The organism is Beijerinckia sp. L45 (assembly GCF_009765775.1).
In the GTDB taxonomy this organism is placed as follows: domain Bacteria; phylum Pseudomonadota; class Alphaproteobacteria; order Rhizobiales; family Beijerinckiaceae; genus RH-AL1.
In genome coordinates this window covers 1-11,844 of record NZ_LMUU01000172.1, presented here as the reverse complement: position 1 = coordinate 11,844, position 11,844 = coordinate 1, and the positions used below count along the sequence as shown (strand labels likewise).

The window sequence follows — 11,844 nt, the reverse complement described above, 5'->3', positions numbered from 1 at the left end:
CGCCGGCCGTCGAGCACAGCTCGATAAAGGCTTGCGCATCGGTGTCGGCATTGTCGCCGACGATATAGGCGGTGAAGCGGAAGTGCCGAACCTTGCGGCCCATGTCCTCGGTGTCGTGATCCTCAGACTTGGCGTATTCGTGCTCTGCGACCTTGCGACCGGCGTTGGCAAGCTCCTCACGCTCGATGAAGAACGGCTGGCCGCGATAGGAGGCGTTCGGAAGCGTCTTGGTCCAGTCGCGCATGCTACTTAGCCCCGGCGCCGGTCGTTGCCGCTTTTGCCCCAGGCATCGAGGCGCCCGTCGATACCTTGATGTTGCCGGTCGCGGACGAGACCTGGTTCGTGACCTGGCCCGGCCCATCAACCTTGACGGTCACGGAAACGGTGGCCTGGCCTTCCATCTTCGCTGTGATCTGGTCTGGCTTGACGGTCGCCTCGATCGAGCCCGTCGAGCCAGCACCCAGGCCGGCAAACGTCGGTATAGACCCTGCCCGCTCGGAGATCGGTGCCAGCGCCGGATGCGGGGCCTCACCAAGATAGCCGTGGACGCCGCCCGAGAACGTCGGCGCTACGGGATTGTTTTCCCAGTATCCGCTCGAGCCTCGTCGCGCGGCACGGACAAAGTGCATCCCGGGATGGTCGGGATCCTCATCCGGCTCGCCTTCCTTACCGCCGTACCGCGCGCCCTTCTTGGTTCCAAAAAGCTTAGGCGCGCCGTAGATCATTGCGGCGTCGAATGCGAGCAGGCCGCCCATGCCGATGCCCGCGCTTCCGAGGCTGCCCATGCCGAACAGGCCCGCGGCCTTCGCGCCAGACCGTGCTACTCCGGCTAGTCCGCCTTCGGCCGCGCCGGCGGCCCCGGCTGCGCCAAGGCGAACAGCAGCAGCATCGAGAGCGGCTGCCGAATGATCGAGCGCGGTGGCCGACGCGCCGAGTCCAAAGCCGTTCATGAGCTGATAGGACATGTAGCCGGCGCCGGCGAGAGCTCCGGCGCCAGTGGCGGCGCCGGCCGTCATCGCCGCGATCGGGTGATCCTTGGCGGCGGCGGCGAGCTGCACAAGCGCCCCGGAGATACTCGTGATGACGCCGGCGGCGGTCTGCATGGCCGGCTGGGACACCGCTGAACTAAGGCTCGACAGAGACGCCGTTAGAGCCGTCATCGACTGCGTCGGATCCTCGCGTAGGTTCCGCTGATACATGTCTTCGGGATGAGCCGTCAGATCGTAGAGCCCGGCATCCTTGTGCAGTCGCGTACGGTCAGCAAGTTGGGCATTTTCGTTGGCGAAGACGTTCGAATTCTGGTTGCGGAACATGCCGCCGAGCACCTTGCTCAGCTCGAGCGTGTCGTCCACGTTAACGCCCTTCGCGCGCATCGCCGGCAGGACTGTGTCCTCGAACCATTTTAGGGGATTGCGCAACGCGATGTCGGTGTTTTTGACGGCACCCGACGACCAGGAATCTTTCTTATCGCTGACCTTGCTCGGGTCGAGCAGGCCGTATTTCATCCATTCTGCCGTCTGCTTCTTATCCCGCGCCTTGCCCATGATGACGCTGGAGAAGGCATTTGCCGCGGTGCCGGCGCGATCGCCGCCCTGCTCCCCGATCAAGGAAGGAACAACGCGCGACAGATACTGCAGATCGTAGTTGCGCAACGAGCTCTTGGCCTGTTGCGCGAAATTGAACATCTCGCGCGGATTGAACGTGCCGCCCGTCGCCGCCATAGCGCGGACCATCTCGTTGCCTTCGGCCTCGAATCGCTTGGGGTCGTTGGCGACACCACGCATCTCGAAGAATTTGGCGAACTGCTGACCCATTTCGCCAGAGGATTCGTCGATCTTGCCGCCGGAGGACGCCTTCAAGACAGAAGCCGTGCGCATCATGAAGTCGAGGTGCTCGATCGCATGCTCAACCGAGCCGAAGGAGCTGGTGGTTTCCAGCAGCGTCTTCATCGACTCGATGTAGGAGGCGGTTGGTCGCTTGATCGATACGTCCCGCGCGGCATCCTCGTAGGCCCGCAGCTCTTCGGGCGTTCGCCCGGCGTTCAGCGATGCGACCCGCTCGTGCTGCAGTTCGGCGCCGGCCTCGATCGTGCGCTCGCCGACACTGGCAATGCCGTGCGCGCTGACGGCGCCGGCGGCAGCACCAAGAGCAAAATTGGCCACGCCATGGTGTGCGATATCGTGGGCGCGCCGCTCTTCCTCGCGCTCCATCTTCCTGTGAGCAGCTGCGGCATGGGTTGCCGCGTCGGCAGCCTTCAGCTCGGCAGCCGCCTGGTGCTCGATGGAGCGCGTCGTCGCGTCGACGACGCCTCTCAGGCGCGTCTGTTCGGCCGCCATCTTCGACAGAGGCGACCCAAAGCCCTCCGCAGCGCGCTTGGCATCGAGAAGAGCCGTCTTCTGCCGTTCGAATTCAGCGCTGGCCCGCGACACGGCCGCCTGGGTGCGCTTGTAGGCGGCTTCGAGCTCGCGCGTCGGCTTCTCGGCGCTCTGCATCGCCTTCGCCGCCTGCTCGACGGCTACCTTCTGGGCATTGAATTGAGATCGAGCGTCGGCAAATTTGCTGCGAGCACCCTGAAGTTTATCGAGCGCCCGGAGCTGGCTTTGCGCTCGCTCCAGAGTCTGGCTCATCTTGTCGATGTCGGCGCTTACCTTGGCGCCTTTGCCGAGCTGCTGGAATTTCGACGCTATCTTCGTAAAGACGTCGCCGGTCCCGTCCTTGGCCGTGATCAGGGCCTCGGCTGTGATGACCCGATCAGCCATGGCGGTCTAACGTCCGGTTCTGCGTTTGCGCTGTTCAGCAGCCTTGTGGACAGCACGGCCATGCCAGCTGACCAACGAAGACAGGCCCAGACGGCCTAGGCCGTCTGCGGAGAACCGTCCTGGCTCGCATTCGAAGACGAGGTCGTCTGCGAGATCGGCAATGGTTCGGTAACCGAAGGCTCGTCGCGGAAAAAACCCTCCACGGCGCCCTTCACCGCACGCCCGAGCTTTACGCCACCCTGCGTCAGCGCGAGCGGATCCTTGGGTTCTACGATGCACCGCGCGATGTAGCTGCGGAGGACCTCGCTGTTTTCGACCGGAAAGATCGTCCCGTCAGGTGCCTTGCCGTAGGTGACGATCTCGCCGAGGTCGAGATATTCATCATAGGTCGGCTCGCGGAGAACGATCTCCGTGCACACGCCCCGGTGCGTGACCAGGCCCTTGGGCCAGGGGATGCGAACCTCTTTGGCCATGGTCTCGGAAGCTCCGGGCATGAAAAAGCGCCCTAGAGGCCGAAGCCCGGGCGCCCTAAGATAAAAAAAAGCCCGGTCACCTTTCGGCTCCGGGCGCAACTTTCGAACAGTGGTGATTATTCAGGTTTTGCCCGTCGGGTCAAGCTCCACGGGGTCGACGCGGGTTTCAATCTAACCCACGCGGCGTTCCGACGGTCAGTTGTTGAACGTCTGGTAATTGCTCTCCGACGTCATGATCTTGAGCCCGGTCACCTCGCCGGTCGCGCTGTCGATCGTCGGGTCGCCGTCCCAGTTCGCCGAGGTGTACATGTGCGTGATGCCCATATCCGTCTCGATGAAGGTCACGTCGACGTCGGCGAGCAACATCGTCGTGTCCCAGTTGAGACCGACGCCGCGGTCGAAGGTGAGGTCGAGCCCGACGAGCTTCGGCGCTATCGTCTTGTAGCCGGAGCCGTCCTGATTGACGCCGGTCGTCACGCCGACGCCCGATCGCATGATCTTGGCCGCACCGCGGCCGGAGACGGTCGTGCCGCTGACCGAGAGAGAGAAACGGCCGCCTTTGCTATCCATGACGTTGTCCTACAGATGCTGGTGGTGAATGGAGTCGAGCATTTCCATGAAACCGCGCCTACTGCAGCGCGATCGTGCTCGCGTCGAACTGCGGGAAGATGGTCAGGTTGGCCGCGAAGACGACGAGCTGGTTCGCGACGTCGATCGGCAGGTAGGCGTTCAACCGATTGCTGTCGGTGTCACGCTCGACGATCAAATACTGCGAGAACAACGTGGCGTTTTCGACGACGCCACCGATGTTGCAGAGCTGCGTGTAGGCGTGGATCATCGTCGCCTTGGCCTGGGTCGGCGTCACCACGCCCTGCAGCCCGCTCGGATTGTCATCGCGCAGCACCGCTCGCGGATAGGTTTGAGTTACGACCTGTTTGATGTAGCGCTTGACGTAGGCCGAGATGGCCATGGTCTCGATGCCCAGGAACGTGACATCGGCGACGCCGTAGGAATTGAATTGATACGTCGTCAGCACGCGGTCGATACTGGGCGCGCCATCCGGCGCGAAGGTCACCGCGGAGATCCCGTTGCGGTATAGGCTTTCCCGATCGGGAAGCGCCCACTGCAGGCTTGGGTCCGCGGGCCCGCGGAGGCCCTGCAACGTGATGGTCTGCAAAGGCCGGGCGATCTCGACAGCCTCGGACAGGGACCGGCCGAGATCCTTCGACATGCCGATGATGCCGGTCAGCGCAGCGACCCAGGACCAGAGCGGATGGCTGTAGGAATAGGTTCCGAGGATAGTGGCGTGGCGATCGTTCCGGGTCGAGCCCAGGGCAGTCTGCGCGGCAAGATTGCCATCGAAGGCGGTGATGTAGTGGCCCTCAAGGCCGATCGTCGGCGACCAGCGGCCAGAGCCCGAGTCCGAGAAGAAGGTGCTGGACGCGTTCAGCTGGGTGACCGAGCTGTACGGCGACGCGAACCAGTCGCCGGGCTGAGCGGCCATGAAGGCCAAGCCGGCGGCTATATCGATGATGCCGGTGCCGCCGGACATGGCTGCGATCGCCACACTCACGCCGGCGGGATCCGTCTCGTCGCCGTCAAGACCGGCCTCGACCTTGATCATCGTGCACTCGGTGCCGGTGTGGCGCGCCGTAAGCGTCAGGACGCCGCTGACGGCAGACGCGACAACGGGCGGCAGCATGCGGCGATTGTATTTGACGTAGCCGGCGTTGATGATCCCGACCATGTTGGTGGCGATGACTGCGGCGGTGTCCCCCGTGGCAACCGGGCAATCATATCGTTCGCCGGCGACGTAGCGGGTCAGCGTGCCGGGCGAGGTCGCGGGCCCCGTGATTGTGAACGAGCCCGCGCCGGGCGCGCCGCCGGTGGGATCCGGCAACGGCAAGGCGAGGACGGCGCCCGTCGCATTGAAGGTCCGCGCGAACAGCGCCATGTCGGCCAGCATCGATCCCGCGCCGAAAAGGCCGTTGGGATCCGAGCCGCCGATATCGATCAGCTTGCCGGTCTTTGCCGTGCCGCCGGTCAGCATCCGGCCGACCAAAATGGTGCGAGACGTTCCCGAATAGGGCGAAACGCCGGGATTGAACTCGGCGTAGAAAAGCGGCGCCCGGATTACGGCAGGCATGTTGTTGAAGGCCACGGTCACGGGCTGTGCTCCCAATGAAAAGGCCGCCCTGAGAGGCGGCCCGGATGGTCAGTGAAAGGGGTTGGACGTGCGATCAGGCGGCCGGCGACGCTTGGTTGCTGGCCTCGGGCTCGACGACGATGATCTCGCCGCGGCGTTCGCGCTGGATCCAGTAGTGGTCCCAAACGACATCGGTCCCGGCTTGCGGCAGATCCAGGCCGCGATGGGCCGGATCGGGAATACAGGCGCCGGCGTGCGCTGGCTTCACGAACTTGCGGGCGGGCTGCTCGGACATAGGTCGATGCTCTCTGTGAACGGGGTCGAGGCGTCTTGGTCGGTCTGCGACGGCGTTTCGCCTGCGGTAAGCTGCTGCACCTGGTAGGTGAGATCCATGCCTTCCAGCGGCTGCGGCGTCGGAGCCGGGTTCAGCTTGGCAGCAAGGCCGAGGCAGATCTGGTAGGAATAGGAGCCCGGAACCTGGGCTGAGGCAACGGTGCGCAACGGATCCGGCAAAGCGGCAAAGGGTCCAGTCGCGATGTCGCGGGGATCCGCCTGGTTGATCTTCAGGTGCGTGCTCAGCGTCACCATTCGGAGAGCCAGCTTGCTTCCGGCATCAGCCGACACGAAACGAACTGACACGAGCTCCACGGCTCGGCGCGTCACGGCAGTACGGATCAGCAGGGACTGCGGGGTGTCAGCAACCGTGACCGCATCGATCGCTCGCTCCTCGAGGAGATCGAGTGTGACCTCGGCTTCGGTGTCAGTCTCCGCCATGCCGATAACCGGCGCACTGCTGCCGTCGTCACCCACCGCCTCGGCCACGACGCGCATCGAGATCTCGAAGAGCAAATCGCAGGCATGGTCGAACGGCGGGCCGCCGTTATTAACCGACCAGGGGCGCCCTTTGTCGTCTTCGGTGTAGACGACGATCACCGGCACGGGATCCTCGGCGTCGAGCTTGTCGATCCGGCTGTCGAAGACGCGATCGGGACACAAGGCCGCGATGACGGGGTCCGCGCGCAGCGCGGCCACAGCAGCCATACGAAGGGCCGTGCGCGCCAGGCTCATGATCGCCCCTTCGCGGCTGTCAGGGCGACGGTCGAACGTCCGAAGCTGTCGTCGCCGGGATCGGCGACCGTGAAGCGGTCGCTTGTCTTGGTTCGGGTGATGACGTCGCCGATCAACGGCGGATACGGCAGCGCATCCGTCTGGAAGTCGACGGTCGGTTTAGTACCGTCGAATTTCGCACCTTCGCCTGCGGGGTGTCCGGTGCGATTCGTCGGGCTTATGTCGGCTTGGGGGTCGGTCCAGACGCCGACAAAGGTCTGCGCCGGCCGGGCCGGGTCGGCGATGAAGCGGGCGTCGGGGTCGCCCGGCTTCTTGGTCTTGGGCTCGATCGAGAACGTCTCGCCAAGCACAATGTCATGCACGGCGCCGCTCGCGGCGATCGCCGTGTCGAAGAACGACATCAGGGCTTCTTCGGGGGCTTCGGCGTCTCTTCCGCTTGGACCTGCAGGTCGGCGGCGTCGACGTGCTCGCGAAGCAAGCCACGGATATCCTCGTCGCTCACGTCCGCGCCGGGTTCTTCCGCGACTCCGAGCTTCGCCTCTGCGAAGGCGATCAACTGGGCCCGGTCCATGGTGGACAGCATGTCCACAGGCGCCGCGTCCGCTTTCACGGGCGGATGGAAGGCGGCGATACGGCGGTCGACCAGGTCCTGGGCATAGGTCGACGGGAAACCGGCGATATCGCCGGCTTCGTAGGGCGCCATGCCCCGATGGAACAGAACGGCACGATGCGTCATGGATGCCTAACGGTCAGAGTGCGGGAAGGCGATCGGGCCCGTACAGGCGCACGGTGCCGGCCTGAGTCACAGCCGGCGACGTGCCACCCGTTGGGGCGCCGGTCGAAACGATGCGAACGTATTGGCGGGCGCCACTGACGTCTGCCGCCAGCGAGGCGACGAGGCCGCCCGCGTTGCTGCTGGTGATCGCCGTCGCGACCGGCGAGCCGAAGTTCGCAAAGGTCGTGTCGTCGGCAGAGTCCTGCAGCTGCAGGGTGACCGTGCCGCCGGTCGGCGCACCGGACACCGACACCGCGTGGTCGGCGATGAGCGAAGAGTAACCGGTGCGGTCGATGCCGGCCCCGTTTTGGGCGGCATTGCCGGCGACGGATGCGAGGGAGAGCACGGCCTTGGAAAATTCCTGTGGCGCGCGAAGCATGGCCTGGTTCATGGCTGGTTCGTTCCTAATTGCGGGAGGGCCGCCGCGCGGCGGCCCCGGCTATCGTGTGAAGGGTGAGCCGCTTAGAACCAGCGGACGCCGGTGATTAGCGCCACGGCAGCTTCCTGGCGCATGTTCATGTCGTGCTGGACGATCGCGCGCATGACGGTCTGGTCGTTCGAAACGCCGGAAACCAGGTTGCCGGAAGCGTCGACGTAGGCGCCACCGGGAAAGACGTCGAGCTCGAGGCCGTGGGCTTCACCGATGTAGACCTCGGCGAAATCGGCAAGGTAGATTTCCGAGCCGTCCGCCGTCGGAGTAGTGCCATCGGTCGCGACGGCGATCAGGTTGTTCGGGATCTGCGTCGTCGTCTTGAACGGCTTGCCCCGCAGCATCCCCTTCGACATCTCGGCGTAGTAGATCTGGTTGCCGAGACCGTCGCGGATATTCATCAGGTACTGCTTGGTGCGCGGCGAGAAGATCCAGCCGGGCTTCGTCATCTTGATGTTGGCGTTTTCGAGCGCTAGCTCGGCGCGGCTGAGGTCGTTGGTGACGGTCGCCAACGCCTGGATTGCGTTGGCCTGGCTCTGCGCGCCGTAGGCCGACCCGACGAGGACGCCTGCGACAATCAGATTGGCGCCTGCCAGCGACGGCGAGGCCGCGAAGGACTTCAGACCACGCGGGCTGAAGGACGAGCCTTGGCCGCGGACGAAAGCGAGGTCGGCGCGGGTGGCGATCGACAAAACCATGTCGTTGCGAACGATCGCGTCGGTCGCAGCCGACGGGAAGCGGATCATGTCATTCGAGATCGGAACGACGGAGGTCAGCTTCTTGGCGCTCAGCTGCACCATGCCAAAGCTTTGCTGCGAGGCGTTCGTCGGCTGGTTTTCGCCGACGTAGCCGGCATTCGCGCCGCCCTGGATGCGCGGGATCGACATGTTGCCGTGCGGCATCGGGATGATGACCGGATCCAGCGCCATGACGGTCGAAGCCGGGCGCAGCAGCTCGATGACCTCGGAGGCCATGTCCACGGGCACGAGGAAGCCGCCGGCGGAGCCGATCGAGGTGGAGAGTGCGCGAGCGACGACGTCGCCCTCGGGGCCGTAGTGCTGGGACACATAGTCCGCAGCGTCACGACGGCTGCCGCGGCAGGCGGCAAGCGCGATCATCGCCCGGGTGGCGTCGGTGCCCTTGACCTTCTCGCCCTTGGGCTGGGCGTAGGTGCGGTGCTGCTGCCCTCGGTCGGAGGCGCCGGGGTTCTGCGAGTGGATCGGCTGCTGCCGTTCGGCCGCCGCGTCGATCGCCAGGGTGCGGAAGGCGTCGAGGCCGGTGCCGTCGTTAACGGCCTTGTCGCTCACCTCGTCGGCTAGGCCGAGCTTGCGGGCGACGGAACGGATCCCGGCGATCCGTTCGCGCTCCAGCGTGCGGATTGCGACCGGATCGACCGCCGCAGCGCGCTCGGCTTCCACGATGTGGCCACGGACGGCCTCGACCTCGCCAAGGATGCGCCCGTGTTCGGTCTCGATCGCGCGGATGGCGTCCGGCGCCAGCGAGTCGGAGATCTCTCCAAGCTTCGCGGCGGCACGCGCCACCAGGTCGCCTTCCTTGCTGCGCAGCGCCGCAAGGGTCAGAGTCGCCATCGACATGTGCGAGAACACGGCATGCGGATCCGCACCGTGCGATAGGTGGACAACGGCGGCGAAGGCCTCCGGCGCCGAGAAGAAGGTCAGTGCAACAAGGGCGGAGAGAAAGGCTGCCGCCAAGAACGATCGAGACATTGGGTCACCGATAAGACAAGGCCGGGGCATGAGACCGTTGTCCTGCGGCCCCGGTGGGCGCAGGCGGCATTTCCAAAGCTGCGGTCAGCGACCGAGCAGAGAGCGGGAGAGCATCCGCATACGGGCCAGCGCGGCGGCTCCTGGATGGGTCGCGGGCGGCGCTGGTTCCGATCGGCTGACGGTGCAGGGAAACAGAACCGCCTCGTCTGGTTTGCTGGCTGTGCGGATGTGAGCATCGGCATCCGCCGGGATCGCCACGGCCGAGATCTCGTATGGCTCCCAGTCCGTCACGCGACAGGTCGCGATAGCCTTGTCCGTTGCCTCGGTGCGAACCACGGCGTGGACGAGGTAGCCGACCGAAACGTTGCGGATCACACCATCGCGGATTTTGCCGACGGTATCGGCATCCGCCGCAGCGCTGGAGAGTTTGATCGTTGCGACGCCGAGGCTGCCGTCGATGCGAGCAGTGCCCGGGACCACACAGCCGATCACATCGCTGAGGTCGTAGCTCGAATGCGTGTTCAGAAACGGCGCGCCGTTGTTTAGGCGATCGAGGCGGACCGCCTTTGTCGTGACATCAAGCGTCTCGATATAGGGACCGTCATCCCACGAGTACCGCGTGACGGCCGCGCCGGTGGTGAAAACGACGTCGATCGTGTTGGCATCCGGATTGAAGCTCTCGGCGCGCAGGTTCACGCCCCGCACCTGGCGCGGCAGCTTCATCAGCTCGGACATGGGTGTTCCTTTTCGCGGCCTGTCTAGGCCTGCGCACTAAGCTTGGTCGGGATCGTCTTCCGAGGGCGGAGGCGCATTGCCCTTGACGTTCGCAGCGTTCTGTTGCTCGACGCCGCGCTTGTCGACGCGGCGCGGATCGGAGTCGAGGATCATCTTGCGGCGATCGAGCGCCTTGTTGGCGGCCTCGATCTCGTCGAGGTGATCGTCGAAGTCCTTACCTCGAGCCATGACCACCTCTCGCAGCGATTTCTCGCCGGAGCGGATCATGATCAGATTGGCTTCAGCCTGTTTTTGCGGATCGACAGGCAGCCAGGGCGGCGCGTGGTGTTCGACGCCTTTTGGCGTGTTCTCCGGCAGGGAGCCGGCGACGATCGCCATGTCAATCATGCAACCCCAGATCCACTCGAGACGCGGCACGATCATGGTCGCCCGGATGACGTCGATCATCCCGCGATAGGTCAGCAAGCCGGCCTGTATTGACGAGAAATTCGTCTGACTGAGGTCACCGGAAACCAGCTCGTAGGTCGACCGCGCGCCAGCCGCCATCGACTGCAGCTCGCTACGTTTGAACGGGCCGTAGCCCATCGCGTCGGCGGGCTTGGGAAAGTCGACTTCTGTCGCATTGCGCAGATACGCAATCATTCCCGGCTCGACGCGCTCGATGATGTGGCCGTCGACGTCGGTCACCGTCGGAAATAGCGACGTAATGCCGGGATCGCTTGCCTCGCCGGACTGCTCCTGGCTCCGGACGATCGCCGGAATAGAAGACTCGATCTGCTTGCGTTGCCGTTCGGCGTCCTCATAATCAGAGAGCTGCTTGGCGCGCAGGAGGATCGGCGTGATCCAGGGAACGCCGCGGATTTGTCCGGGCCGCTGCGGCTCGTAGATGATGCGGATGTCTTCGGCCAGCACCGGAATGCGCTCGAAGGAGCCCTCGATCGACCCCATGTAGGTGTCGCCCGGATGCTCCTTGAAGAGGTGATACCGGCTGCGGATGTTGTCGGCGTCGAACTCGATGCCCTGGATGACGCGGTGCCCGCTTGGCAGCGCCGTGTTGTAGAGGTTGTCGAGGAACTCGCTTTCCAGGAGAGAGAACTGCAACGGCACCTTCAGCCCCATGCGGGAGGGCCGGATGTAGCGACGGAGGATCGCCTCCCCGCTCTCCAGGAACGATCGCGCCGCGAGCAGCTGGAATCCTGCGTAATTGGCCGTGACGCCGTCGGCATCCATGTTGGCGAAGAACGCCTTCGCGATCTCGTCGACCTTCTTGTTCAGCCGTTTGTTGCCGGTGTTCGCCTTCGGCATGATGCCGGTGCCGACAAGGTCGGTCGCCAGCGTGCCGATGATCTTGGCGCTATGCGGATCATTGCGGACCAGGTCGTGCGAGCTCGCGCGAAGCCAGGGCAGTGCCAGATAGGTTTCGCTGCGCGCCGAGGTCCACGGTCGGCGCCAGCCGGCCGTCGCTCGCCCAGGCTTCGCGGCATCATAGGTGCGGGTTGCCTGGGGCGCATTGGGAAGAAGCGTCGCGTTGACCGTCGGCTCGATCCGAACAGGGTATCCTCGCGGAGCCATCCGGTCAGCCACGCACGAAGAAGGTCGGCCGGGTCATGCATGGCGCGCGCTGGGGCGTCTGTGACGCTGCGGCGGCCGCTTGGGCGATCTCCGCCTTCATGCGATCGCGCAGCACCAGCATTTCCTGCAGGGTCTGGAAGACCGTCTTCTTACCATTGT

At 64.8% G+C, this 11,844-nt stretch carries 13 protein-coding genes; all 13 read right to left on the bottom strand.

Annotated elements, in window-relative coordinates:
• Positions 1-244 (bottom strand): DNA circularization N-terminal domain-containing protein (locus GSQ79_RS18950; protein ID WP_174243245.1); only part of this gene is annotated, 244 nt, incomplete at its 3' end.
• Position 245: 1 nt separating this feature from the next.
• Positions 246-2,759, bottom strand: a complete 2,514-nt coding sequence (locus GSQ79_RS18945; protein WP_158810233.1) for a hypothetical protein — start codon at positions 2,757-2,759, stop codon at positions 246-248.
• A 95-nt stretch (positions 2,760-2,854) separates the two neighbouring features.
• A complete protein-coding gene (locus tag GSQ79_RS18940) occupies positions 2,855-3,253 on the bottom strand; it encodes a hypothetical protein (RefSeq protein ID WP_158810232.1) in 399 nt (132 codons plus the stop codon).
• Between the two features lie 174 nt (positions 3,254-3,427).
• Positions 3,428-3,802 carry a phage tail tube protein gene (locus GSQ79_RS18935; RefSeq protein ID WP_158810231.1) on the bottom strand — a complete coding sequence of 125 codons (375 nt, stop codon included), beginning with the start codon at positions 3,800-3,802 and terminating at the stop codon, positions 3,428-3,430.
• 58 nt (positions 3,803-3,860) lie between these two features.
• Entirely contained in the window at positions 3,861-5,399 is a 1,539-nt protein-coding gene (locus GSQ79_RS18930) for a phage tail sheath C-terminal domain-containing protein (RefSeq protein ID WP_158810230.1), read from the bottom strand.
• A gap of 73 nt (positions 5,400-5,472) precedes the next feature.
• Positions 5,473-5,673: a DUF2635 domain-containing protein gene (locus tag GSQ79_RS18925; protein ID WP_158810229.1), complete on the bottom strand. Its 201-nt coding sequence runs from the start codon at positions 5,671-5,673 to the stop codon at positions 5,473-5,475.
• Positions 5,643-6,446 carry a hypothetical protein gene (locus tag GSQ79_RS18920; protein ID WP_158810228.1) on the bottom strand — a complete coding sequence of 268 codons (804 nt, stop codon included), beginning with the start codon at positions 6,444-6,446 and terminating at the stop codon, positions 5,643-5,645. The genes GSQ79_RS18925 and GSQ79_RS18920 overlap by 31 nt, the downstream gene beginning before the upstream one ends.
• Positions 6,443-6,847, bottom strand: coding sequence for a hypothetical protein (locus GSQ79_RS18915; RefSeq protein WP_158810227.1), 405 nt, complete (start codon positions 6,845-6,847; stop codon positions 6,443-6,445). The genes GSQ79_RS18920 and GSQ79_RS18915 overlap by 4 nt, the downstream gene beginning before the upstream one ends.
• Positions 6,847-7,149: a hypothetical protein gene (locus GSQ79_RS18910; RefSeq protein ID WP_158810226.1), complete on the bottom strand. Its 303-nt coding sequence runs from the start codon at positions 7,147-7,149 to the stop codon at positions 6,847-6,849. Before GSQ79_RS18910 ends, GSQ79_RS18915 begins: the two co-directional genes overlap by 1 nt.
• Positions 7,150-7,195: 46 nt before the next feature.
• The gene (locus tag GSQ79_RS18905) at positions 7,196-7,612 is read right to left on the bottom strand and encodes a hypothetical protein (RefSeq protein ID WP_158810225.1); all 417 of its coding nucleotides are present in this window, start codon (positions 7,610-7,612) and stop codon (positions 7,196-7,198) included.
• A gap of 71 nt (positions 7,613-7,683) precedes the next feature.
• Complete coding sequence (locus GSQ79_RS18900; protein ID WP_158810224.1) at positions 7,684-9,378, bottom strand: phage major capsid protein; 1,695 nt, start codon at positions 9,376-9,378, stop codon at positions 7,684-7,686.
• 84 nt (positions 9,379-9,462) lie between these two features.
• Positions 9,463-10,113: an HK97 family phage prohead protease gene (locus tag GSQ79_RS18895; RefSeq protein WP_158810223.1), complete on the bottom strand. Its 651-nt coding sequence runs from the start codon at positions 10,111-10,113 to the stop codon at positions 9,463-9,465.
• A 36-nt stretch (positions 10,114-10,149) separates the two neighbouring features.
• A complete protein-coding gene (locus GSQ79_RS18890) occupies positions 10,150-11,685 on the bottom strand; it encodes a phage portal protein (protein ID WP_158810222.1) in 1,536 nt (511 codons plus the stop codon).
• Between the last annotated feature and the right edge of the window lie 159 nt (positions 11,686-11,844).